The following is a 22,959-nucleotide window of genomic DNA, read 5'->3' on the forward strand; positions in this document are numbered from 1 at the left end:
ATAGGGGAGGCTAAATAATGAGATTAATCTTATTAGGACCGCCTGGTGCTGGAAAGGGTACACAGGCGACACAAATAGCACAAGAATATGACATACCTCATATTTCAACTGGAGATATGTTTAGGCAAGCAGTCAAGGAACAAACAGAAATGGGTGTAAAAGCCCAAAGCTATATGGATGCTGGTAAACTTGTTCCTGATGAGATTGTTATAGGTATTGTGGCAGAACGCTTAAACAAAAGTGATTGCGTTCAAGGGTTTTTGTTAGACGGTTTTCCGCGAACTAAAGCTCAAGCCAAAGCCTTAGACGAAATTTTAGCTCAACTAAACTCTCCATTAAATAGAGCTATAAATATAGAAGTTCCACATGAGGATCTTATTGCTAGACTAACAGGTCGAAGGGTCTGTAAAGATTGTGGTTCAACGTACCACGTGGTTTTTAATAATACCGACCAAGAGGGCAGATGTGACAGTTGCGGGGGCGAACTTTTCCAAAGAGATGATGATAAAGAGCATACTGCTAAAGAGCGCCTAGCTGTTTATAACAAGCAAACCCTTCCACTAATTAACTATTACAAGGAAAAAGGTAAGCTTGATAATATCGACGGCACCGGCTCTATAGAAAAGGTTTTCAAACAAATTAAAAATGCCCTAGGGAGTACTGGAAATGATAATAATTAAATCCAGTAGAGAGATAGGGCTTTTGGCCGAAGCTGGTCGTATAACTGCAGAGGCACATAAAGTTGTATCACAGGCCATAAAGCCAGGGGTAACAACTAAAGAGTTGGATAACATAGTGGAAGACTACCTCCTTTCAAAAGGGGCGCAGCCTGCGTTTAAAGGATACCATGGGTTTCCTGCTAGTATATGTGCATCCGTCAATGAAGAGGTAGTTCATGGAATTCCTGGGGGTAAAACCCTAAAAAATGGAGATATTATTAGTATTGATATTGGAGCGAAGATTAACGGCTACCATGGCGATGCAGCGAAGACATATGCTGTAGGGGAAGTTTCCTCGGAGATTAATCAGCTGTTAAAAGTCACAGAAGAGTCACTAATGTTAGGAATTGAAAAAGCTACAGTAGGAAATCGTTTATATGATATCTCTGCTGCAATCCAACAGCATGTAGAACGCTTTAACTACGGAATAGTCAAAGATTATGCCGGACACGGCATCGGTCAAAAGATGCATGAGGCTCCTGAAATCCCTAACTACGGAAAGCCAGGACAAGGGCCAAGGCTCAAAGCAGGAATGGCATTGGCTATAGAACCTATGATTAATTTAGGGACTCATAAGGTTAAAACATTAAAAGATGGTTGGACAGTAGTTACGCTAGACAAAAAACCATCGGCTCATTTTGAGCACACAATAGTTATAACAGAAAACGGTCCCGAAATAATGACTATTTGCTAGCTTAGGGTAAAAAAGGAGGGGAAGATTTCCTTGACTGATATACAAACAGGACAGTTAGTCCGCTCTAAAAAGGGACGAGATTTAGGGAATTTGTATATAGTAATGGCTATAGAGGGTGATAGAGTGCTGTTGGTTGACGGCAAAAAAAGACCAACCAAAAAGCCTAAGGCGAAAAACATAAAGCATATCACTCCTATTACAAAAAACAAGACCGGCTTCATTTTGCAAGGGTCTATAAAAGATAGTGCGGTAGTGCAATTTATCAATCTTAGCAAAATGGATCTTTAACCGGTTAAAAAGGAGGTTTTAGCCATATGGCAAAACAAGACGTGATTGAAACAGTAGGGGAAGTTGTTGATACACTCCCAAATGCTATGTTCAAAGTTAAATTAGAGAATGACCATGAAGTGCTGGCCCATGTATCCGGCAAGCTCAGAATGAACTTTATCAAAATACTACCTGGAGATAAAGTAACTGTAGAACTGTCTCCGTACGACCTTACTAGAGGGCGAATCACCATTCGCCATAAATAGTCCATAGGGCAAAGGAGGTAGACAAATGAAAGTACGACCATCTGTAAAACAAATATGTGAAAAATGTAAAGTTATCAGAAGAAATGGTAGAGTAATGGTTATCTGTGAAAACCCTAAACATAAACAAAAACAAGGTTAGAGAATAGGAGGTGTCAGTATGGCCAGAATTGCTGGGGTTGACTTACCCAAAAATAAGAGAGTTGAAATTGGCCTTACCTATATCTATGGTGTTGGCAGAACAACTTCCAACCAAGTTCTAAGTGCTGTTGGTATTAATACAGATACAAGGGTAAAAGACCTTACCGATGAAGAGGTAAACAGACTTAGAGAAGAAATAGATAAAAGTTTAACCGTTGAAGGTGATCTTCGTCGAGAAAACGCTATGAACATAAAAAGACTTATAGAAATTGGAAGTTACCGCGGACGTCGTCATCGTCAAGGTTTACCAGTTAGAGGACAAAATACTAAAAATAATTCTCGTACTCGTAAGGGACCGAAAAAGAGCGGTATTCGCAACAAAAAATAGGTTAAAGGAGGGACTAAAATATGGCACGTAGAAGCACCCGTCCAAAACGTAAAGAACGGAAGAATATAGAACGTGGCGCAGCTCACATTCATTCGACCTTTAATAACACAATTATAACAATTTCTGATGTAGCGGGTAACACACTTGCTTGGTCAAGTGCAGGAGCAATGGGTTTTAAAGGCTCAAGAAAAAGCACTCCTTTTGCTGCTCAAACTGCTGCGGAATCCGCGGCGGATACAGCTATGGAACATGGGTTAAAGTATATTGAAGTTACAGTAAATGGACCTGGTTCTGGAAGAGAAGCTGCAATTAGAGCCCTTCAAGCTGCAGGTCTTGAAGTAAGCGCAATTAGAGATGTAACACCAATACCACACAACGGTTGTAGACCACCTAAGCGCCGTCGTGTATAACATTTTATAGGAGGTGTATGAATAGATATGGCAAGATATACTGAAAGCGTGTGCCGTCAATGTCGTAGAGAAGGCACGAAACTATTTCTAAAAGGCGAAAGATGCTATACGCCTAAATGTGCCGTTGATCGTAGAGCTTATGCTCCTGGTCAGCATGGACAATCAAGAAAAAAAGTGTCAGAGTATGGGCTACAGCTTAGAGAAAAACAAAAAGTTCGTAGAATCTACGGTGTTCTGGAAAAACAGTTTAGAAACTACTTTAAAGAAGCCAACAGGCTGCCAGGCATTACTGGTGACAACCTACTTCAACTACTAGAACAAAGATTAGATAACGTAGTGTTCCGTCTAGGGTTTGCTACATCAAGAGTGGAAGGTAGACAATTAGTGAACCATGGTCATTTTTTAGTAAATGGCAAAAAAGTAAATATTCCTTCATACCAAATTCAACCTGGTGATGTAATTGAGGTTAAAGAAAAAAGCAAAAATTCTCCTAGATTAAAGGAAATTAAAGAAATTGCTGCTACTCAAAACACAGTTGCATGGTTAGAGAGAGACGTAGAGTCACTTTCAGGTAAGGTTGTAGCTGCTCCTAAGCGGGAAGACATCGATATGCCAATCGAAGAACACTTAATTGTAGAGCTTTACTCTAGATAAGCTTAGTAAACTAGCAGCCCTCGAAAACTCCATATATAACGAGAAAGGGAGGGTATAAACTTGATAGAAATTGAAAAACCCACAATAGAATGTATAAAAATGTCAGAAGATAACACCTATGGTGAGTTTGTTGTAGAGCCTTTAGAGAGGGGATATGGCAACACACTTGGTAATTCTTTAAGAAGAATACTTATATCATCTTTACCTGGCGCTGCTGTCACCAGCGTTAAAATTGAGGGAGTCCCCCATGAGTTCTCCACAATTAAAGGATTAAAAGAGGATACCACTGAGGTAATTCTTAACCTTAAAGAGTTAAGTCTTAAAATTCATAGCCAACAACCGAAGACATTGCTATTAAATTATGAAGGTGCTGGTGTGATCACTGCAGGTGATATCTCGCCTGACGCTGATGTTGAAATTTTAAATCCAGATCATGTGATAGCTCATGCTTCGGAGGGTACCAACCTGTCCATGGAAATCAGTGTAGAACCAGGCAGAGGCTATGTACCCGCAGAAAAGAAAAACACTGATGATCAACCTATCGGAGTAATAGCTGTTGATTCAATCTTTACTCCAATTAAAAAGGTTAAGTATTCAGTGCAAGATACCAGAGTTGGTCAAATCACAAACTATGATAAATTGACTTTGGAGGTTCTAACCGACGGTAGCATTAGACCAGATGAAGCAATAAGTCTAGCTGCTAAAATCATGAATGAACATTTAGAACTTTTCATCGATCTAACCCATACTGTAAGCGATATTGAAGTAATGGTAGAAAAAGAAGAGGATGAAAAGGAAAAAGTCTTTGAAATGCCAATCGAAGATCTAGAGTTCTCCGTAAGATCCTATAATTGCTTGAAAAGAGCTGGAATTAACTATGTTGAAGAGCTAGTTCAAAAAAGTGAAGGCGATATGATGAAGGTTAGAAACCTTGGCAGAAAATCCTTAGAAGAAGTGCAAGACAAACTAAGAAAACTAGGATTATCCCTAAGAGAAGAGGATGAATAAAGGAGGGGATATTAGATGGCACACAGCAAGTTTGGACGGACAACAAACCAAAGAAAAGCTTTGTTAAGAGGCTTAACTACTTCTCTACTAAAAGAGGGCAGAATTATGACTACTGTGACAAAGGCGAAGAACGTTCGCCCTTTAGCAGAAAAAATGATAACTCTAGGCAAACGTGGAGACTTACACGCTAGAAGACAAGCCGCCTCTTTCATTCTAGAAAAAGAAGTAGTAGCCCAGTTGTTTGATGATATAGCTCCAAAATACGCCGAAAGAAATGGTGGATATACTAGGATAGTTAAAGTTGGTCCTAGAAAAGGAGATGCAGCAGAACAAGTTATTATAGAGCTAGTTTAACTAAAAGCTAAACTGACAGGACATGGGGCAGTTAACGGTTATAATCGGAAGCGGTTATAACCGATAACTGTTTTAGCCTGTCTTTTTAAATATTTGATACAGCCAAAATTGGCTCCCAAAAGGGAGGTAAAACCATGGAGAATATAATAGAAATAAAAAACTTATATCACTACTATAATAAAGACTCAGAAGATAAAGTCACTGCATTAGATGGAGTGTCTATAACTATACAAAAAGGTGAATTTGTAGTAATTATAGGACATAATGGTTCAGGCAAATCCACCTTGGCAAAACACTTAAATGGAATATTAGATTCAGAAAAGGGCTCAGTTATAATAGACGGAGAAAAACTAACAGAAGAGAACTATTGGAATATTCGACAAAAAGTTGGACTTGTATTTCAAAATCCTGACAATCAAATTATCGCAACAGTGGTTGAAGAAGACGTGGCTTTTGGGCCAGAAAACTTAGGCTTAGACCAAAAAACAATTATTCAACAAGTAGGAGAATCCCTAAAACAAGTAGGAATGGAAAACTATCGAAATCATGCTCCCCATCTTTTGTCAGGCGGGCAAAAACAAAGGGTAGCAATAGCAGGTATTTTAGCTATGCGCCCTAAATGCTTAGTTTTAGATGAGCCCACAGCCATGCTAGATCCTAAAGGTCGGAGAGAAGTTATGGAGACTGTAAAAGAACTAAACGAAAAAGAAAAAATAACAGTTGTTCATATAACCCACCATATGGATGAAGCAGCTTTAGCAGATCGAGTGATAGTGATGGAAAATGGGAGTGTTGTGATGCAAGGTAAGCCCAGAGAGGTTTTTAAGCAAGTTGAAAAACTAAGAGGTTTAGGATTAGATGTTCCCCTAGCTACAGAAATAGCTTATGATCTTAACAAAGAAGGCTATCACCTTCCCGATGACATAACAACAATAGACGAGTTGGTGAATTATTTATGTCAATAAAAGTTGAAAATTTAAGTCATGTTTACTCACCTAATACTCCCTTTGAAATAACAGCGCTAAGCGATGTAACAACTACGATTTCCCATGGCGAGTTTATCGGAATTATTGGTCATACCGGGTCAGGGAAATCTACTTTAATTCAACACCTTAATGGACTTTTAAAACCCACAAGCGGTAAAATCACAGTAGATGGTTTAGATTTAACATCAAGCCAAACTAAGTTAAAAGAAGTTAGGAAAAAGGTAGGTCTAGTTTTTCAGTATCCAGAACATCAACTATTTGAAGAAACAGTTTCTCAAGATGTAGCGTTCGGACCTAGAAATTTAGGAGTAGCGGAAAATGAAGCCATATTGCGAGCAAAAAAAGCACTGCAGTGGGTTAATCTTGATTATGAACAAATTAAAAATCGTTCACCCTTTGAACTTTCAGGGGGACAAATGAGAAGAGTCGCCTTAGCAGGAGTTTTAGCAATGGAGCCTAAGTACTTAATTTTAGATGAGCCGACGGCAGGGTTAGACCCTAAAGGTCGTGAAGATATATTGGGTAGAATAAAACAACTTCATAAGGAGCTAAACCTAACAATAATATTAGTTTCCCATAGCATGGATGAAATAGGAAAGCTAGTTGATAGAATTATGGTTATGGAAAAAGCAAAAATTTTTATCGACGACACTCCCAAGAAAGTTTTTTCAAAGAGGGATGAACTAATAAACTTAGGTTTAGACGTTCCAGAAGTAACCACATTGGCTGTTAAACTCAAAGAAAAAGGAATGGATATAGACTCAACTATTTATAAAGCAGAAGAGATGAAAAAAGAGTTGCGTAAGTTATTAGGGGGTGCCAGACCTTGAGTATTTTAAAAAATATAACAATTGGTCAATATTACCCCGGTTCATCATATGTTCATAACCTTGATCCTCGGCTAAAGCTCATGGCAACCCTTGTTCTAATAATCACTTTATTTTTCATAAATACTTTTTGGGGATATATCCCCTTGGTGATTCTATTATTTTTAACTATTAAATCTTCTCAAATACCGATAAGGATGGTACTTAAAGGCTTAAAGCCGCTATGGTTTTTAATAGCTTTTACTTTGATTTTACATGTCTTTTTTACATCAGGAGGGACAGCCCTAGTTTCTTTTTGGAGGGTAGAAATACAAAGCGCGGGAGTTTACCAAGGTTTTTTTATGGCATCCCGTTTGGCACTTTTAGTAATTAATACATCGATTTTAACTTTAACAACATCTCCGATAGCTTTAACCGACGCCATAGAAAGTCTTCTCTCTCCATTTAAGAAAATTGGGATACCAGCCCATGAACTAGCGATGATGATGACAATAGCCCTAAGATTTATCCCTACCCTATTAGAAGAAACAGATAAAATCATGAAGGCACAAATGGCAAGAGGAGCAGACTTTGAAAGTGGGAACATGCTGCGGAGGGCTAAAGCGCTAGTCCCTTTGTTAGTTCCTTTATTTATTAGCGCCTTTAGGCGAGCGGATGAGCTAGCCATGGCTATGGAATCAAGATGCTATCGTGGTGGAGAGGGAAGAACTAAAATGAAAGCATTAAAAGCAACAACTAAAGATTATTACCCCCTTATAGGGTCAATACTACTATTAATTATAATAATATTAACGCCATTTTTTTAGGTGATGAAAATGCATAACACAAAACTTACCGTTGAATATGACGGAACAAATTATAATGGTTTTCAAATACAATCACAAACAAAGAATCAAACCATACAAGGACACTTAGAAAGAGTTATAAATATGTTATATGGAGAAAAAATAAAAAGTATAATTTGCAGCAGAACAGATAAAGGAGTTCATGCAAAGGGGCAAGTAATAAACTTCCATCATAATAAAAACAAGTTTAACAGTTTTACTTTAATAAAGGCTATGAACGCAAACTTACCAGAAGATATAAGAGTAATAAAAGTAGAAAATGCGGCACCTGATTTTCATAGTAGATACCATGCTAAACGTAAAAAATACAGTTATTTAATCGACAACTCTATCGCCCACAGGCCTTTATTGAAAAGGTATTCTCATCATATTCCCCATAAATTGGACGTTCAAGCTATGCAAAACGGTGGAGATATTTTGTTAGGAACCCACGATTTTACATCTTTTAAAGGTAAAAAAGGTCTAACAAAATCGCCCATTCGTACGTTATATAACCTAAGCATCGAGGAAAAAAATCAGTTTATATATTTTGACGTAGAGGGCAACGGGTTTTTGTACAACATGGTTAGGATAATTGTGGGAACGTTGGTTAAAGTAGGTAGAGGACAGCAACCATATCAACATATTGAAAATATATTGAAAAAAAAAGACAGAGACTTTGCAGGGCCAACAGCGCCTGCCCATGGTCTGATACTTGAAAAAGTATACTATTAAATAACAATGTTACTTGACATTGAAAAAAAATTGTACTAAAATTATTAGAGTATGTATAATTCCATTAGCCCCGGGATTACTCATATCATAAGAAGTTAAATCAAGGAGGGAAACACCCATGCGTACAACCTTCATGGCAAAAGCTAACGAAGTTGAAAGAAAATGGTACATTGTAGACGCTGAAGGTCAAACCCTAGGTAGATTAGCTAGTGAAGTAGCTACTATCTTAAGGGGTAAACATAAAGCTATTTATACTCCCCATGTAGATACTGGAGATTTTGTAATTATTATCAATGCAGATAAAGCAGTTCTTACCGGGAAAAAGTTAGAGCAAAAAATTTATTACAAGCACTCTCAATATCCAGGTGGCCTTAAGAAAACCACAGCATCTCAAATGATGGATGAAAAACCAGAAAGAGCACTATACCTTGCTGTAAAAGGTATGTTGCCTCACAATAAACTGGGTAGTGCTATGCTTAAAAAACTACGTGTATACAGGGGTCAAGAACACCCCCACGAAGCCCAAATGCCAGTTGAGTGGCAATTACGTGGAAGTAGAAAGGGGGAATAGCAGATGGCAAATGTACAATTTATAGGGACTGGTCGTCGTAAAAAGTCAATTGCCAGAGTTAGGTTAATTCCTGGCGAAGGAAAAATTATAATTAACAAAAGAGATATGGATTCATATTTTGGAGGACTTGATACATTAAAGCTTATCGTGAAACAGCCACTAGAAGCAACTGAATTACAAAGTAAGTATGATGTATATGTAAATGTTGACGGTGGTGGTATTTCTGGTCAAGCAGGTGCTATACGTCATGGTGTAGCAAGAGCTCTTCTTCAAGCAGCTCCAGAAACTAGACCTGTACTTAAAAAAGCAGGCTTCTTAACTAGGGACCCAAGAATGGTAGAGAGAAAGAAGTACGGCTTGAAAAAAGCTCGTCGTGCGCCACAATTCTCCAAGCGTTAGAACTTATTCACAAAACTTCTGTGTTTATACACAGAAGTTTTTTTATGCTACAATCCACAATCATATAATTGTATAACGAAAAAAAAGAAATAAAAAAAGTCACAACTACATAAAATAATAGTGAATTTTTGACAGAGGGATAAGGAGGGTGAAAGACCTATGAAATTTGTTTTTTATAATAGCAAAGCGATAATCAGAAGAGTATCAATAGTCGCTCTAGCTTTATTATTGCTGTTTTTAATAGTTTATAAAATAAATACCCCCAATTTATCCCCAGCTTTGGGAACAAGCTTTATTAATACTGCTACTATAGGCATTGATGCTGGCCATGGTGGTTACGATGGCGGGGCAAATGTAGCAGGTGTGCTGGAAAAAGATATAAATTTAGAAGTCGCTTTAAAGCTTGAAGAGATATTTTTAGCAAACGGCTATAACGTAGTAATGACCAGAAGAAAGGATAAAGATTTTCTCCAGGAAACCTCCGGGCCTAAAAAAAGAAAAGATTTTGCCAACAGAAAAAAAATATTAACAGCTCAGCCTGTGGATATTATAATAAGCATCCATGTAAATAGTTTTCCATCTTCAAAGTGGAGTGGCGCACAAGTATTCTACGATAGAGAGTGCCCACAAGGAAAAGAACTAGCCCAGTTTATACAAGATAGTTTAAAAGAAACTTTAGATAATACAAACAGAGACATAGCAACCCAAGATCATTTTATGACGCGAGAATTTCAACAGCCTTCAGTTATTGTTGAAACAGGTTTTATAAGTAATCCACAGGAAAGAGAGAAGTTGCTAGAATCTAGCTACCAATATAAATTGGCTTGGTCTATATACAATGGAGTTGTTGATTTCCAGCAAAGCCATAGATAAACGTTGTATAAACTGCCCTCCTAAGCTATAATCATAGTGGGAGGTGGGTTATGTGGAAAAGTATTTTACTGAATATATCCCCTATACAATAACTTCTGAACGAGGTGAGCCTATTTATTCTTCTCCTGCTTTAAAAAAAATAGCCAACAAAGATAATAGATCTACATACTCATATAGCTTGGGAGAAGGTAAAATCCTTACTATCTACACCGCTGAAGGTATAGACGATGTTATAAAGCATAACATAAAGCAGATATTAGACTCCATAAATGAAGGAATACATATAGTGAATGATCAAGGAGAAACAATATTTTATAATCCCATGATGGCTGAAATGGAAGGAATAGGTGCCCATGAAGTGCTCAACAAAAAAGTTTTAGCAATGTTCCCGTCTTTGACTCCAGAGACAAGCACTATCCATAAAGTTCTTAAGTCTAAAAAAGCAATGTATGATCAGCTACAAAGCTATACTAACTATAAAGGTCGTGGCATAACTACCATAAACTCAACCTTTCCGTTATATAATTCCGGTGACTTTGTTGGGGTGCTGGAAGTATCTAAAAACATTACAAGATTAAAAGAACTATCAGAGAAAGTAATTGATTTACAACAAAAACTCTATTCTTCCAACGGTTCTAAAAAGAAAAAAGACTGCTGGTATACATTTACAGATATAGTAGGAGAAGATATAGATTTAAAAACAATAAAGGAATATGCTAAAAGAGCAGCAGCTTCTAACTCCCCTGTTTTGATTTATGGGGAAACTGGAACCGGAAAAGAATTGTTTGCTCAAAGTATACACTCTGAGAGCAAAAGGAGTAACAAACCATTTATTGCTCAAAATTGTGCAGCCCTTCCCGAAGGACTTTTAGAGGGAATATTATTTGGCACAGTTAAAGGTAGCTTTACTGGTGCTATAGATAGACCGGGACTTTTTCAACAAGCTAACGGCGGCACTCTTCTGCTAGATGAACTTAATTCAATGGGCTTTGAGCTTCAAGCTAAGCTGTTGAGAGTTCTCCAAAATGGGAGAATACGCCCAGTTGGAGCTACGAAGGAAATAGACGTAGATGTGCGCATTATCGCAACTACAAATGCTGACCCGTATCAAAGTATCCTTGAAAAAAAAATAAGAGAGGATTTATACTATCGCCTAGCTGTAGTAAACATTGAAATACCTCCTTTAAGAAGGAGGAAACAAGATATCACTGTGTTAATGGAGCATTTTTTGTACAAATATAAGAACAAGTTTAGATTAGCAAATCTGGATATGGATAAAGACGTAAAAGAAATTTTTCTTAATTATAGTTGGCCGGGCAATGTTCGTGAATTAGAGCACATAATAGAAGGAGCAGTTAATTTAATAGATGGTGATAACATCATCAAAACCATTCACCTGCCAAAATTTTTGCAGGGGGGCTGGTCAACAGTACAGCAGTCTACACTGACCAATCAAGTAAAAGATTTTGAAAAAAATATTATTTCTCAAGCTTACTATGCCTGTAATCGAAATATCAGCAAGACAGCCCAGAGGCTAGGAATTTCAAGGCAAAGCTTGCAATACAAAATAAAAAAATATGACTTATAGTTTGCACCAGAAAGGTGCAAATTTTTTTTACAACGATAATGCAAAAAATTTTTCATTAGGTTATTTTTGACCAATTAAATAGTATAAAAAAACTTGTAAAACCTATATTAATAGGGATTGGTAAATTATTTAAATTTGGCATATATTTTGCATAATATTTAAACAAATACAATATCAAAAGGAGTGGGAATTTATGACAGTAAAAGTTATTCACTGGGGTTTAGGTGCTATGGGAGGACAAATGGCTGAGCTTGTAGCTACAAAAAAAGGTATTACTTCTGTTGGGGCTATTGATTTAGACCCTAACAAAGTAGGTAAACCAATGGCAGAGCTTTTTGAGGGACAAACTAACGAGGTAAAAGTAAGTGATGATGCAACTAAGGTTTTAAATGAGAAAGCAGACCTTGTCATTATTGCTACAGGTTCATTTACAGAGGAAGTATATCCTTTAGTGGAGCAAGCTTTAAACAGCAAAAAAAATGTAATATGTATCGCTGAAGAAATGGCTTTTCCAGCACAACAACAGCCCAAGCTTGCAGCCCAGCTTGATGAGCTAGCTAAAAAAAATAATGTAACTCTTTTAGGAACGGGTATAAACCCAGGCTTTGTGTTGGATTTACAAATCATTGCTCTTACAGGTGTCTGCTACGATGTTCAAAGAATTGAGGCAGCTAGAGTTAACGACCTATCGCCATTTGGACCTACTGTTATGAAGACCCAAGGCGTAGGAACATCAGTTGAAGAGTTTAACAAAGGTATTGAAGATGGGAGTATAGTTGGGCATGTTGGATTTCCAGAATCTATGGCCATGGTAGCGAAATCACTAGGCTGGGAGTTAGACGAAATTAAGGAAACTAAAGAGCCAATAATCTCAAACACCCATAGAAAGACAAAATATGTGGAAGTTCAACCAGGTATGGTAGCTGGGTGTAAACATATAGCTTATGGTATTAAAGATGGTGAAACAATTATCAAAATGGAGCATCCACAACAAATTTTACCAGAAACAGAAGGTATTGACACAGGTGATTACATCAATATATTCGGAACACCAGAAGTAAACATGGCAATAAAACCAGAAATTCCCGGTGGAATAGGAACGGTATCAGTTGCAGTAAACTCAATAGCAAATGTAATTAACGCAGAGCCAGGACTTGTTACAATGGCAGATCTTCCTGTGCCAGCGGCAATTATGGGAGATATTAAAGATAGAATAAAAAAGTAGGAGGTGGCCTGTAGTGTCTAAAACCTACCCAAAAGGAAGTTTCGTAGAAATACAAAGTGAGATTTTACCTCCGGGCAAAAGGGCTAATCACCTTCCCGAGGATACAAAAGCAACCCCCCTTACAATGAAGGTCAAAGGATTTTTACAAAAACCAAGCAAAGAAGGGGAAACCATAAAAGTTAAAACAGTTATCGGAAGAATACACCAAGGTGTATTGGTGAATCCAAACCCCAAGCATACCCATGACTTTGGTGATATAATTGAAGAACTTTTTGATGCTCAAAAAAGCTTTAAAAAGTTTTTAAAAGAAGGTGGTGATAGCAATGGATAATAGCTATAACGCCGTTATGAGCAGAAGGAATCAGATTATGAAACAAGCCATAGGGTTAGACTACAGCCAGTTTAGTCTATCAGATTTGGCCTTTGATTATGAAAAAATGATGAACCATGGTGAGTATAGTATAGATAGAATAGTTGAAATACAAAAAAATCAAGGGGTAGGCAATACCCCCTTATATGAACTAAAAAACTTTACTGAAATCGCTCGAAAGTTGGCACCTGCAGGAAAAGGAGCACGAATCTTTGTAAAAGATGAAGCGGCAAATCCTTCGGGAAGTTTTAAAGATAGAAGGGCAGCTGTCTCTGTATACAACGCCAAAAAGAACGGCTACAAAGGCGTGATAGCTGCAACTTCTGGTAACTACGGAGCGGCAGTAGCATCACAAGCAGCTATGCAAATGCTAGATTGCATCATTATACAAGAAGCCTTTGACTCAAAAGGCATATATCAACCAGAGATAATGGAAAAGGGCAGGGCGTGTGAAACCTATGGTGCAGAGGTAATACAACTATCAGTAGGACCTGAATTATTTTATGTGTTTTTAAAAACACTAGAGGAAACGGGATACTTTAACGCATCGCTATACTCTCCCTTTGGCATAGCGGGGATAGAGACTTTAGGACTGGAAATAGCAGAACAATGTAAAGAAATTGCAGGTCGCAAACCTAGTAAAGTTATAGTTACTCACGCAGGTGGCGGTAACTTAACTGGCACAGCAAGAGGACTACAAAAAGCAGGTTGTTCAGATACCGAAGTTATCGGAGCTTCTATCGACTTAACTGGACTTCATATGGCCAGTGACAATGACTTTAACAAAAAATCATTTACTACAGGACATACAGGGTTTAGCGTACCATTTACAACCTGGCCTGATAGAGCAGATGTCCCCAAAAATGCAGCAAGACCTCTAAGGTACTTAGACCGCTTTGTAACAGTATCTCAAGGAGAGGCATTTTACGTTACGGAAATGCTAGCTAAGCTAGAAGGTATGGAGAGAGGACCGGCTGGAAACACATCTCTAGCAGCAGCTATAAAAATAGCCCAAGAGATGGAGCAAGATGAAGTTCTTGTAGTACAGGAAACTGAATATACAGGAGCAGGAAAACACATAAATGCTCAGCTTTCCTTTGCAAAAGAAAACGGGATAGAAATCCAGCACGGAGACCCAGCGGAAAATGTACCAGGTGAGAATATAATATTTCCCAAAGACCCCTCTTTGATAAATGTAAAAGAGCATAGCATAGACAAACTTAGAAACACATATTTAAAAAATATTAAAAAGAATTTTGACATAAATGACTTAAGAGATGTTGACTGGAAGTTTTTAGAACAAGAACTGAACTGCACTAAGTCTCATATAAAAACCTTGTTGGGAAAGGAGAGTTAAATTTATGGAAAGAAAAGATAACTATCAAGAAAAGCGAGGGCATCTAAAAGACTTGACAAATGAGCAACTAGATAAAAAATTTTGGGAGCTGCTAGAAAAAGTTGCAGATCCTTTAGTGGATTTAGCTTCAAAGAATACTTCACCTGCGGTAGAGAGGTCTGTACTTTTGCGGATGGGCTTTTCTTCCCTAGATAGTAAAGCTATAGTAGAAAAAGTATATGATGAGGGGTTACTAGGCAAAGGTGCAGGCAATGTAGTGCTAAAACTTGCTAAAAAACATAATGTAGATTACAAACAAGCGGGAGAAATGATTATCGAAAATGAAAATGCGATCAAAGAAGCCAGAGAGTTATTTGGAGGTGTAAAATAATGTCTAAAATTGAAGAGAAATTAGATATTAAAGAGATTTTAAAGGACTTAGATAGCTATAAGCCCCGACGTAAAGGATGGACATGGCGCAAAAAGGCCGAAGGCATTAAAATGGGTCCTTTTGAATACAAAGATGTATCAGAACCTCTTGAAAATAGCTATGGGTTACCTTCTTCAAAATACTTTGGCCATATTGACCCACAGCCAGACTGTGTTATAACTTCAGAAATTGCATCTGGTAGGTTCGAAGATGACATTCGTCGGATGCGGATGGCTGCATGGCATGGCGCAGACCACATTATGGTTATTAGAACAGCTGGTCAAAGTCACTATGATGGTTTGATTGAAGGAACCCCTGAAGGAATTGGTGGGGTGCCAATTACTAGAAAACAAGTTAGAGCATCCAGAAAAGCTTTAGATATGATTGAAGACGAGGTTGGTCGTCCCATAAACCTTCACTCCTACGTAAGTGGTGTAGCTGGGCCAGATATTGCTGTGCTATTTGCTGAAGAAGGTATAAACGGAGCTCATCAAGACCCTCAGTACAACGTACTTTATAGAAACGTTAACATGCAGCGTTCATTTGTAGACGCAGCTGTAGCCAAAAAGGTAATGGCATCAGTTGATATGCTTCAGATTGATGGCGCTCATAACGCTAACGCAACAGCTAGAGAAGCATGGAAGGTTATGCCGGAGCTTATGGTACAACACGGAATAAATTCAATGTTTTCTATGAAAGTCGGCATGGATAAAGAAAACATATCACTCTCCACAGTGCCGCCAACTGCGCCGCCTGCACCGTGTATGGATCTAGACCTTCCTTATGCAGTTGCGCTAAGGCAGCTATTTAAAGATTTTAAAATGCGTGCTCAAATGAACACAAAATATATGGAATCTGACACCAGAGAAGCTACGGTAACTCATACATTAAACTTACTTATATCTAAACTAACTAGTGTGGATATCCAAAGTACAATAACACCAGACGAGGGAAGAAATGTGCCTTGGCATTATAACAGTGTTCATGCTGTAAATACTGCAAAACAAGCTTTGATAGGTATGGATAGATTAAAAGATATTGTACAGCTCAAGCCTGATGGACCACTTTGGGATAAAGTTAGGGAGCTTAAAGAAAGAGCAATTCTTTTTCTAGAAGAAATAGTAGAGGCGGGAGGATACTTTAACGCTGTAGAACAAGGTTTCTTTGTAGACAGCGGACAGTATCCAGAGCGTAATGATGATGGTATTGTTAGAAAGTCTGATGGTGGCGTAGGTGCCGGAACTATTGTGGAGCGAGAAGATGACTACTTTGCTCCTGTGTGTCATCACTTCGGCGAAAACAACCTTCCAGACGACTTAGAAAACCCATGTGACCCAATAGAAGGCTGTACATTGTGTGATCCAAATAAAATAGTTTATATCGACGAGTTAGATGAAGAGGATAATGCTCAAGTACGTATCGACGCCAAAAAAGAACATCGTCAAAAAGAACTTCTCTCTCCAGAGGTAGAATGGTATGCCGATGGTTACGTGAGCATGAACTTATTCTTGCCTACGTCTGAACGGGTGGCAGAGTATGCAGCTATGGAGATGGCTAAAAATATGGGATTAACTGATGTTGAGGCAATCCATAAACAAGCCATGCACCCATCTGAAGGCACATTAGTTGAGATAAAAGGAAGGTTAGATGTAGCTATAGATCCAGATCAGCTAAATATTCCAGAACAAATTCCTACTTTATCGGAGGATGAAATTCGAGAAGATATCAAAAACAAACCGATGAAGGTTGTCGCTGCAACAGTTGGAGAAGATGAGCATTCAGTTGGAATGAGAGAAGTTATAGATATAAAGCATGGCGGAATAGAAGGGTTTGGTATTGAAGTTCATTACCTAGGTACATCTGTACCGGTTAGTAAATGTGTTGACGCTGCTGTAGAAATCGGTGCCGATGCTATATTAATATCCACAATTATAACTCATGCAGACATTCACCGTATTAATATGTCTCGTTTAGACCAACTTTGTAAAGAAAAAGGAGTTCGTGACAAACTTATGTTGGCAGCTGGTGGCACCCAAGTAACCAATGACATTGCCGTAGAAGAAGGACTAGATGCAGGATTCGGTAGAGGTACAAACGGTACAGACGTAGCTTCCTTCCTAGTTAAAAGAAGAAGAGAAATGTAACCTAATTATAAAGGGGGAGTACAGGTATGAAGCTAGACTTGATAGTTGCGGAAATCGGCAGTACGACTACTGTTGTTAATGGATTCACTGGCTTAAACTCCCCCAATCCTACTTTAGTGGGACAGGGGCAAGGGCCTACAACTGTTGAACAAGGGGATGTTACCCGTGGGTTAGAGATGGCTCTAGAGGACTTAGCTGATAATATTAATGTATCATCAGTAGATTATAATGAAATGTTAGCCACAAGTAGTGCTGCTGGCGGATTAAAAATGACAGTTCATGGGTTAGTTTATGAAATGACTGCAAGAGCGGCAAAAGAAGCAGCCTTAGGTGCCGGTGCAGTTATTAAGGATATCACCAGCGGTAAACTAAGCCAGCGAGATGTTAAAAATATTAAAGAAATAAACCCGAATATTATTTTGCTTGCAGGTGGAGTGGACTTTGGTGAGGAAGAAACCACCTTGCAAAATGCTTATACCCTGAGCAAAGTTCCCATTGATATTCCTTTTATATATGGGGGAAATAAAAAACTAACAGAAGAGATAGTAGAAATTTTTGAAAAAGAAGGAAAAACCATCAAGCCTATAGAAAATGTTTATCCAGCAATAGATGAGCTTAATATAGAGCCGGCTAGGAAAGTTATACAGGAAATATTTGAACAACATATTACAAAAGGGCCAGGAATGTCTAGCATAAGACAGATGGTAAACTCTAAAATAGTTCCTACACCGGGAGCAGTTATGATGGGAGCTAAGGCACTCTATGAAGAAATTGGAGATCTAATGGTTGTGGATGTTGGAGGAGCTACAACTGACGTGCACTCTGTTACAGAAGGTTCAGAGGAACTTAGCCGATTTAGAATTTCTCCAGAACCATTGGCCAAAAGAACGGTGGAAGGCGATTTAGGAGTATATGTAAACAGCCAAAATATAGTAAATATGATAGGGCAAGAAAAGATTAGTGAAATAACCAATATAGATAAAGAAAAGTTAAGGGAAAATATTCTACCTATACCTAAGACCGCTGAACAAAAAAAGATTTCTTTAGCTCTTACCGAAAAGGCTGTGGATGTTGCTGTTAAACGTCATGTAGGAAAGTTGAAAACATTATATGGACCTAGCGGGCGTTACAAGGTGGTGGAAGGAAAGGATTTAACTCAAGTTAAATGGATAATAGGAACAGGTGGTGCCCTTACCAGGCTAGGGAATGGAAAACAAACTTTAGAAAAAGCAAAAATAAACATAAAGGGAGATCTTCTGTTGCCCAAAGAAGGAGCCACCCCATTGTTAGATAATCATTATAACTTAGGGGTACTGGGAATAATGTCGGCAAAATACCCTAAGGAAAGCATTCAGCTTATGAAAAAAAGCTTAGAGCTTTAAAAAGGTGGTGTTGTTATTATGTACCCACAGATTGAAATAGACTTAAAAAAAATTGGGGAAAATGCCAAAGTAATGTTGCATCAATGTAAAGCTCACGGGGTTGTTCCATGCGCCGTGACAAAAGTAGTCTGTGCAGACAAAAAAGTGGCAACAGAATTAGTGGAAAATGGTTTTAAACAGTTAGCTGACTCTAGAATAGAAAACATAATAAAGCTTAGAGAATATTTTGGTCAAAAAATAGAAACGTTGTTGCTAAGGCTTCCTATGCTTTCAGACTGCGAAAAGGTTGTTCAATACTGTGATATAAGTTTAAACTCAGAGCTAGCCACATTAAAAGAACTAGATAAACATGCAAAAAGGCAAAAGAAAACCCACAAAGTAATTATAATGGTTGACTTAGGTGATTTAAGAGAGGGTATTTGGCCAAATGAAGTATTAACATTAAAAGATGAGTTGAAAAAGTTAAACAATATAGAAGTACTAGGATTAGGAACTAACCTAACATGTTATGGAGGCGTTATACCTACTAACGAAACCCTCAGCAAACTTATTGAACTAAAGGAAAAGTGGGAAGTAGATAAAGATAAGCTACATTTGATATCAGGAGGAAACTCATCTTCCATAAATATCATGACATCAAAAGACATGCCGCAAGAAGTGAACCACCTTAGATTAGGGGAAAGTTTGTTTTTAGGCAGGGAAACGGTTGCTAGAAAACATATAGTAGATACTAATCTAGATGCTTTTAAAGTAAAAGCTGAGATAATTGAGGTCAAAAAGAAACCGTCAATACCTATTGGTACTATAGGTCAAGATGCTTTCGGGGAAACACCAACCTTTGAAGATAAAGGAGAGCATCTAAGGGCTATAGCTGCAATCGGTCGTCAAGATATTGCTTTATCTATGGAACCTTTGCAAAAAGGAGTAGAAATTATAGGAGGGAGTAGCGACCACCTTCTTTTAGATGTAGATGAAAAAACTAATCTAAAAGTTGGAGATATAGTTGAGTTTATTCCTGGTTATGGGGCACTATTAGCGGCCATGACATCTCCTTATGTACGGAAAGTATATAAATAATAAAACGACGAGGTGAAAGATATGGGAAAATTTGTTGTAATTGCCTTAGGTGGCAACGCTATATTACAACCAAAACAAAAAGGAACTGCCGAAACTCAGTATCAAAACATATATGCAACTTGTGAACATATAGCAACTTTGTTAAAATCAGGATATAAAGTGCTTTTAACCCATGGAAACGGACCGCAGGTGGGCAATATTTTACTTCAACAAGATGAAGCAAAAGAAGTAGTAGCTCCAATGCCCTTAGATGTATGTGGATCAATGAGTCAAGGATTCATCGGCTATATGTTTCAAAGAGCTATGAGAAATGTGTTAAAGAAAAATAATATGGAAAAAGAAGTTACTACATTAGTTACACAAGTAAAAGTAGATAAAAATGATCCAGCCTTTAAAAACCCAACTAAGCCCATAGGCCCGTTTTATTCTGAAGATGAAGCAAAAAAGCTTATATCTAAAGGGTATGATATGGTAGAGGATAGCGGACGTGGCTGGCGTCGAGTGGTGCCATCTCCGAACCCTATCGGGGTTATGGAAGAAAAAAGCATACTACAACTCATCGAAAATGACAACTTAGTGATTGCTTCAGGAGGCGGGGGAATACCCGTTGTAGAAGGTGAAACCCTAGAAGGAATAGAAGCTGTAATAGACAAGGATCTAGCAGGACAGAGATTAGCTATGGATGCTAAGGCTGATTCCTTTGTGATTTTGACAGACGTGGACCATGTATACATTAACTTCAACACCCCTGAGCAAAAAAAGCTAGGAAAAATTACTGTAGCTGAAATAGAAAAATACGTAGATGAGGGGCACTTTAAAGCTGGTAGTATGGGTCCAAAAGTAGAAGCTGCTTTGAGGTTTGTAAAAGCTACCGATCAACCAGCTATTATAGCTTCGTTAAACAGTGTGTTAGATGCACTAGAACATAAATCAGGAACTATAATAGTTCCTGAATAAATTAAAGGGAGGAAATAAAAAATGGCTTTGAACTTAAAAGGAAGACATCTACTAACGTTAAAGGATTTTACACCTCAAGAAATACAGTATCTATTAGATCTTGCAAAGGATCTAAAAGCTAAAAAAAGATTGGGGATTAAAGACAAATCCCTAGAAGGAAAAAACATCTGCCTTTTATTCCAAAAAACTTCTACTAGAACAAGGTGTGCTTTTGAAGTGGCAGCTTTAGATGAAGGAGCTCATGTAACATTCTTAGGGGCTAACGACTCGCAAATGGGCAAAAAAGAATCCTTGGAAGATACCGCTAAAGTGTTGGGTAGATATTATGATGGGTTAGAATATAGAGGGTTTAAGCAAGAGGTTGTAGAACTGCTTGCTGAGCATGCTGGTGTGCCAGTATGGAATGGTCTTACTGACTTGTATCATCCAACCCAAATTTTAGCTGATCTGCTTACCATAATGGAGCATGTAGATAAGCCACTGAATAAAGTTAAATTTGCCTATCTTGGAGATGCTAGAAACAATATGGGTAACTCACTAATGATTGGTGCAGCTAAAATGGGTATGGACTTTAGAGCAGTTGCTCCTAAAGAGCTATTCCCAACTGAAGACCTTGTGAGTGAAATGAAAGAACTTTCAAATGAAACTGGCGCTAAAATTACGCTAACAGAAGACATCGCTGAAGGTGTAAAAGACGCTGATGTAATTTATACTGATGTTTGGGTTTCCATGGGTGAGGAAGAGCAGTTTGAGGAGCGTATTAAGCAGTTATCTCCCTATCAAGTAAATATGGATATGATAAAAAAGACCAACAATCCTAACGTAATATTCATGCACTGCTTACCAGCTTTCCATGATACTGAAACAGTTGTTGGCAAAGAAATTGCAGAAAAGTTTGGGATAAAAGAAATGGAAGTTACCGATGAAGTATTTAGAAGTAAGCACTCTGTAGTGTTTGATGAAGCTGAAAATAGAATGCATACTATCAAAGCTGTAATGGTAGCTACTTTATAAAACTTTAAGATGTAAATAAAAGTTGAGGGTAAAAGAATATCCTCAACTTTTAAGCTTACAAAACATAGAACATATTATTTGAGTTATGGGGGAATGTAAAATGGCAGTAAATTCCGATATAGGTAAATTGAAAAAAGTAATTGTACACAGACCGGGGCAGGAGCTTGAGTATTTGGCGCCCCTATATCTAGAAGAGCTACTTTTTGATGAGATTCCTTGGTTAGAAAGAGCTCAAGAAGAACATGATTTATTTGTTAAAGAAATGCATAAAAATGGGACCCAGGTTATTTACTTAACAGACTTAATGAAAGAAGTATTAATGATGGATGATTCTATTAAAAGAAGTTTTATAGATGAGCAGCTAAAACTGAGTCATATTGGTAATGAGCTTACAAAGGAAAAGCTTGTAGAACATCTGATGGAGCAAAACCCAGAATACGTAGCTAAGAACCTTATTCGTGGCTTTAAAAGAGGATTTGTAAAAGAACTTAAAGAACCAGACTCTTTAGCTGATATCATTGAATCTCCTTTCCCATTCTACCTATCACCTCTTCCCAGTATGTACTTTACTAGGGATCAAGGAATAACAATGGGAGATGGAATTTTGATAAGTTCAATGAACAATGATTCCAGACGTAGAGAAACCCTTTATACAAAGTATGTTGTAAACCATCATCCGTTATTTTCTAACATGGAACCTTTAATGGAAGATAAAATTCCAGCTGGATTAGAAGGGGGAGATTTAATAGTTGCATCGAAAGAGCTTTTGATTATCGGACTTAGTGAAAGAACGACAGAACAAGCAATAGAGACTATATCAAAAGAGCTTCTTGTGGACAATCCTCGTTTTAAAGAGATTTTAGTTATTCAAATTCCCGCCAAAAGAGCATACATGCATTTAGATACAGTTTTCAACATGATAGACTATGATAAGTTTGTTATGTATCCCGGCATAAAAAATAGCACATACACTTATCGACTTACAGCAGGAGCAGATGGGCAGGTTAAGGCACAAAAAGCTGGTGAGCTTAAAGAAGCGCTTTCAACTTCTTTGGGCAGGCCGATCAACATAATCTACTCCGGTGGAAATGACCCGATAACTGCTGCAAGAGAGCAGTGGAGTGATAGCACTAATACCTTGGCGTTAGCTCCTGGAAAAGTTATAGCATATAATCGTAACACAGTAACCAATGCTAAACTAAGAAGAGAAGGTATTGAAGTAGTGGAGTTTGAAGGCTCTGAACTAGTTCGTGGTCGCGGCGGGTCTAGATGTATGTCTATGCCTATAGATAGAGAACCCCTTAAGTAAAATAAAAGCTAGCA

At 37.9% G+C, this 22,959-nt stretch carries 28 protein-coding genes; all 28 read left to right on the forward strand.

Going from position 1 to position 22,959, the window contains the following annotated elements; genetic code table 11:
• Positions 1 to 17 precede the first annotated feature (17 nt).
• The 28 genes from PRVXT_RS00945 (at position 18) to PRVXT_RS01080 (ending at position 22,945) form a co-directional block, all read left to right on the forward strand.
• Positions 18 to 680: an adenylate kinase gene (locus PRVXT_RS00945; protein WP_350343830.1), complete on the forward strand. Its 663-nt coding sequence runs from the start codon at positions 18 to 20 to the stop codon at positions 678 to 680.
• Entirely contained in the window at positions 667 to 1,413 is a 747-nt protein-coding gene (gene map / locus PRVXT_RS00950) for a type I methionyl aminopeptidase (protein WP_350343831.1), read from the forward strand. Before PRVXT_RS00945 ends, map begins: the two co-directional genes overlap by 14 nt.
• A gap of 30 nt (positions 1,414 to 1,443) precedes the next feature.
• On the forward strand, positions 1,444 to 1,701 hold the full coding sequence (locus PRVXT_RS00955) for a KOW domain-containing RNA-binding protein (RefSeq protein WP_350343832.1): 258 nt from the start codon (positions 1,444 to 1,446) through the stop codon (positions 1,699 to 1,701).
• A 26-nt stretch (positions 1,702 to 1,727) separates the two neighbouring features.
• Positions 1,728 to 1,946: a translation initiation factor IF-1 gene (gene infA, locus PRVXT_RS00960; protein WP_350343833.1), complete on the forward strand. Its 219-nt coding sequence runs from the start codon at positions 1,728 to 1,730 to the stop codon at positions 1,944 to 1,946.
• A gap of 25 nt (positions 1,947 to 1,971) precedes the next feature.
• Positions 1,972 to 2,085 (forward strand): 50S ribosomal protein L36, encoded by a 114-nt coding sequence (gene rpmJ / locus PRVXT_RS00965; RefSeq protein ID WP_350343834.1) that lies wholly within the window; start codon positions 1,972 to 1,974, stop codon positions 2,083 to 2,085.
• Positions 2,086 to 2,103: 18 nt separating this feature from the next.
• On the forward strand, positions 2,104 to 2,472 hold the full coding sequence (gene rpsM / locus PRVXT_RS00970; RefSeq protein WP_350343835.1) for a 30S ribosomal protein S13: 369 nt from the start codon (positions 2,104 to 2,106) through the stop codon (positions 2,470 to 2,472).
• A 20-nt stretch (positions 2,473 to 2,492) separates the two neighbouring features.
• Complete coding sequence (rpsK, locus tag PRVXT_RS00975; protein ID WP_350343836.1) at positions 2,493 to 2,882, forward strand: 30S ribosomal protein S11; 390 nt, start codon at positions 2,493 to 2,495, stop codon at positions 2,880 to 2,882.
• Positions 2,883 to 2,909: 27 nt separating this feature from the next.
• A complete protein-coding gene (gene rpsD, locus PRVXT_RS00980; protein WP_350343837.1) occupies positions 2,910 to 3,536 on the forward strand; it encodes a 30S ribosomal protein S4 in 627 nt (208 codons plus the stop codon).
• A gap of 60 nt (positions 3,537 to 3,596) precedes the next feature.
• Positions 3,597 to 4,544, forward strand: a complete 948-nt coding sequence (locus PRVXT_RS00985) for a DNA-directed RNA polymerase subunit alpha (protein ID WP_350343838.1) — start codon at positions 3,597 to 3,599, stop codon at positions 4,542 to 4,544.
• A 15-nt stretch (positions 4,545 to 4,559) separates the two neighbouring features.
• A complete protein-coding gene (rplQ, locus tag PRVXT_RS00990) occupies positions 4,560 to 4,898 on the forward strand; it encodes a 50S ribosomal protein L17 (RefSeq protein ID WP_350343839.1) in 339 nt (112 codons plus the stop codon).
• Positions 4,899 to 5,032: 134 nt separating this feature from the next.
• The gene (locus PRVXT_RS00995) at positions 5,033 to 5,863 is read left to right on the forward strand and encodes an energy-coupling factor transporter ATPase (RefSeq protein WP_350343840.1); all 831 of its coding nucleotides are present in this window, start codon (positions 5,033 to 5,035) and stop codon (positions 5,861 to 5,863) included.
• Positions 5,854 to 6,714 (forward strand): energy-coupling factor transporter ATPase, encoded by an 861-nt coding sequence (locus tag PRVXT_RS01000; RefSeq protein ID WP_350343841.1) that lies wholly within the window; start codon positions 5,854 to 5,856, stop codon positions 6,712 to 6,714. The genes PRVXT_RS00995 and PRVXT_RS01000 overlap by 10 nt, the downstream gene beginning before the upstream one ends.
• Positions 6,715 to 6,716: 2 nt before the next feature.
• The gene (locus PRVXT_RS01005) at positions 6,717 to 7,517 is read left to right on the forward strand and encodes an energy-coupling factor transporter transmembrane component T family protein (RefSeq protein WP_350345081.1); all 801 of its coding nucleotides are present in this window, start codon (positions 6,717 to 6,719) and stop codon (positions 7,515 to 7,517) included.
• Between the two features lie 9 nt (positions 7,518 to 7,526).
• Positions 7,527 to 8,270: a tRNA pseudouridine(38-40) synthase TruA gene (truA, locus tag PRVXT_RS01010; RefSeq protein ID WP_350343842.1), complete on the forward strand. Its 744-nt coding sequence runs from the start codon at positions 7,527 to 7,529 to the stop codon at positions 8,268 to 8,270.
• A gap of 118 nt (positions 8,271 to 8,388) precedes the next feature.
• Positions 8,389 to 8,841, forward strand: a complete 453-nt coding sequence (gene rplM / locus PRVXT_RS01015; RefSeq protein ID WP_350343843.1) for a 50S ribosomal protein L13 — start codon at positions 8,389 to 8,391, stop codon at positions 8,839 to 8,841.
• 3 nt (positions 8,842 to 8,844) lie between these two features.
• Positions 8,845 to 9,240 (forward strand): 30S ribosomal protein S9, encoded by a 396-nt coding sequence (rpsI, locus tag PRVXT_RS01020; protein ID WP_350343844.1) that lies wholly within the window; start codon positions 8,845 to 8,847, stop codon positions 9,238 to 9,240.
• 159 nt (positions 9,241 to 9,399) lie between these two features.
• Positions 9,400 to 10,113 (forward strand): N-acetylmuramoyl-L-alanine amidase, encoded by a 714-nt coding sequence (locus PRVXT_RS01025; protein ID WP_350343845.1) that lies wholly within the window; start codon positions 9,400 to 9,402, stop codon positions 10,111 to 10,113.
• Between the two features lie 52 nt (positions 10,114 to 10,165).
• On the forward strand, positions 10,166 to 11,701 hold the full coding sequence (locus tag PRVXT_RS01030) for a sigma-54 interaction domain-containing protein (RefSeq protein ID WP_350343846.1): 1,536 nt from the start codon (positions 10,166 to 10,168) through the stop codon (positions 11,699 to 11,701).
• A 193-nt stretch (positions 11,702 to 11,894) separates the two neighbouring features.
• Positions 11,895 to 12,926, forward strand: coding sequence for a 2,4-diaminopentanoate dehydrogenase (gene ord, locus PRVXT_RS01035; RefSeq protein WP_350343847.1), 1,032 nt, complete (start codon positions 11,895 to 11,897; stop codon positions 12,924 to 12,926).
• Between the two features lie 13 nt (positions 12,927 to 12,939).
• Positions 12,940 to 13,257, forward strand: a complete 318-nt coding sequence (ortA, locus tag PRVXT_RS01040; RefSeq protein WP_350343848.1) for a 2-amino-4-oxopentanoate thiolase subunit OrtA — start codon at positions 12,940 to 12,942, stop codon at positions 13,255 to 13,257.
• On the forward strand, positions 13,250 to 14,653 hold the full coding sequence (gene ortB, locus PRVXT_RS01045) for a 2-amino-4-oxopentanoate thiolase subunit OrtB (RefSeq protein ID WP_350343849.1): 1,404 nt from the start codon (positions 13,250 to 13,252) through the stop codon (positions 14,651 to 14,653). The genes ortA and ortB overlap by 8 nt, the downstream gene beginning before the upstream one ends.
• 4 nt (positions 14,654 to 14,657) lie before the next feature.
• Positions 14,658 to 15,023 carry an ornithine aminomutase subunit alpha gene (locus PRVXT_RS01050; RefSeq protein WP_350343850.1) on the forward strand — a complete coding sequence of 122 codons (366 nt, stop codon included), beginning with the start codon at positions 14,658 to 14,660 and terminating at the stop codon, positions 15,021 to 15,023.
• Positions 15,023 to 17,206, forward strand: a complete 2,184-nt coding sequence (gene oraE / locus PRVXT_RS01055; protein ID WP_350343851.1) for a D-ornithine 4,5-aminomutase subunit OraE — start codon at positions 15,023 to 15,025, stop codon at positions 17,204 to 17,206. The genes PRVXT_RS01050 and oraE overlap by 1 nt, the downstream gene beginning before the upstream one ends.
• 26 nt (positions 17,207 to 17,232) lie before the next feature.
• Positions 17,233 to 18,588, forward strand: coding sequence for a GlmL-related ornithine degradation protein (locus PRVXT_RS01060; RefSeq protein WP_350343852.1), 1,356 nt, complete (start codon positions 17,233 to 17,235; stop codon positions 18,586 to 18,588).
• Positions 18,589 to 18,606: 18 nt separating this feature from the next.
• Positions 18,607 to 19,665: an alanine/ornithine racemase family PLP-dependent enzyme gene (locus tag PRVXT_RS01065; protein WP_350343853.1), complete on the forward strand. Its 1,059-nt coding sequence runs from the start codon at positions 18,607 to 18,609 to the stop codon at positions 19,663 to 19,665.
• 21 nt (positions 19,666 to 19,686) lie between these two features.
• On the forward strand, positions 19,687 to 20,622 hold the full coding sequence (arcC, locus tag PRVXT_RS01070; protein WP_350343854.1) for a carbamate kinase: 936 nt from the start codon (positions 19,687 to 19,689) through the stop codon (positions 20,620 to 20,622).
• 21 nt (positions 20,623 to 20,643) lie between these two features.
• On the forward strand, positions 20,644 to 21,636 hold the full coding sequence (argF, locus tag PRVXT_RS01075) for an ornithine carbamoyltransferase (protein ID WP_350343855.1): 993 nt from the start codon (positions 20,644 to 20,646) through the stop codon (positions 21,634 to 21,636).
• A 100-nt stretch (positions 21,637 to 21,736) separates the two neighbouring features.
• Positions 21,737 to 22,945, forward strand: a complete 1,209-nt coding sequence (locus PRVXT_RS01080) for an arginine deiminase (RefSeq protein WP_350343856.1) — start codon at positions 21,737 to 21,739, stop codon at positions 22,943 to 22,945.
• The last annotated feature ends 14 nt before the right edge of the window (positions 22,946 to 22,959 follow it).

Origin of the sequence: Proteinivorax tanatarense (assembly GCF_040267685.1) — a bacterium.
GTDB lineage: Bacteria > Bacillota > Proteinivoracia > Proteinivoracales > Proteinivoracaceae > Proteinivorax > Proteinivorax tanatarense.

Excerpts from the sequence above, each read along its gene's own strand:
- rplQ (WP_350343839.1), top strand. The coding sequence starts at position 4,560 with ATGGCACACAGCAAGTTTGGACGGACAACAAACCAAAGAAAAGCTTTG.
- PRVXT_RS01000 (WP_350343841.1), top strand. The coding sequence starts at position 5,854 with ATGTCAATAAAAGTTGAAAATTTAAGTCATGTTTACTCACCTAATACT.
- rplM (WP_350343843.1), top strand. The coding sequence starts at position 8,389 with ATGCGTACAACCTTCATGGCAAAAGCTAACGAAGTTGAAAGAAAATGG.
- PRVXT_RS00995 (WP_350343840.1), top strand. The coding sequence starts at position 5,033 with ATGGAGAATATAATAGAAATAAAAAACTTATATCACTACTATAATAAA.
- PRVXT_RS01065 (WP_350343853.1), top strand. The coding sequence starts at position 18,607 with ATGTACCCACAGATTGAAATAGACTTAAAAAAAATTGGGGAAAATGCC.
- rpsM (WP_350343835.1), top strand. The coding sequence starts at position 2,104 with ATGGCCAGAATTGCTGGGGTTGACTTACCCAAAAATAAGAGAGTTGAA.
- argF (WP_350343855.1), top strand. The coding sequence starts at position 20,644 with ATGGCTTTGAACTTAAAAGGAAGACATCTACTAACGTTAAAGGATTTT.
- ord (WP_350343847.1), top strand. The coding sequence starts at position 11,895 with ATGACAGTAAAAGTTATTCACTGGGGTTTAGGTGCTATGGGAGGACAA.
- rpsK (WP_350343836.1), top strand. The coding sequence starts at position 2,493 with ATGGCACGTAGAAGCACCCGTCCAAAACGTAAAGAACGGAAGAATATA.
- PRVXT_RS00945 (WP_350343830.1), top strand. The coding sequence starts at position 18 with ATGAGATTAATCTTATTAGGACCGCCTGGTGCTGGAAAGGGTACACAG.
- rpsI (WP_350343844.1), top strand. The coding sequence starts at position 8,845 with ATGGCAAATGTACAATTTATAGGGACTGGTCGTCGTAAAAAGTCAATT.
- oraE (WP_350343851.1), top strand. The coding sequence starts at position 15,023 with ATGTCTAAAATTGAAGAGAAATTAGATATTAAAGAGATTTTAAAGGAC.
- PRVXT_RS01060 (WP_350343852.1), top strand. The coding sequence starts at position 17,233 with ATGAAGCTAGACTTGATAGTTGCGGAAATCGGCAGTACGACTACTGTT.
- map (WP_350343831.1), top strand. The coding sequence starts at position 667 with ATGATAATAATTAAATCCAGTAGAGAGATAGGGCTTTTGGCCGAAGCT.
- truA (WP_350343842.1), top strand. The coding sequence starts at position 7,527 with ATGCATAACACAAAACTTACCGTTGAATATGACGGAACAAATTATAAT.
- rpsD (WP_350343837.1), top strand. The coding sequence starts at position 2,910 with ATGGCAAGATATACTGAAAGCGTGTGCCGTCAATGTCGTAGAGAAGGC.
- PRVXT_RS01025 (WP_350343845.1), top strand. The coding sequence starts at position 9,400 with ATGAAATTTGTTTTTTATAATAGCAAAGCGATAATCAGAAGAGTATCA.
- ortB (WP_350343849.1), top strand. The coding sequence starts at position 13,250 with ATGGATAATAGCTATAACGCCGTTATGAGCAGAAGGAATCAGATTATG.
- rpmJ (WP_350343834.1), top strand. The coding sequence starts at position 1,972 with ATGAAAGTACGACCATCTGTAAAACAAATATGTGAAAAATGTAAAGTT.
- infA (WP_350343833.1), top strand. The coding sequence starts at position 1,728 with ATGGCAAAACAAGACGTGATTGAAACAGTAGGGGAAGTTGTTGATACA.
- arcC (WP_350343854.1), top strand. The coding sequence starts at position 19,687 with ATGGGAAAATTTGTTGTAATTGCCTTAGGTGGCAACGCTATATTACAA.
- PRVXT_RS01050 (WP_350343850.1), top strand. The coding sequence starts at position 14,658 with ATGGAAAGAAAAGATAACTATCAAGAAAAGCGAGGGCATCTAAAAGAC.
- PRVXT_RS01080 (WP_350343856.1), top strand. The coding sequence starts at position 21,737 with ATGGCAGTAAATTCCGATATAGGTAAATTGAAAAAAGTAATTGTACAC.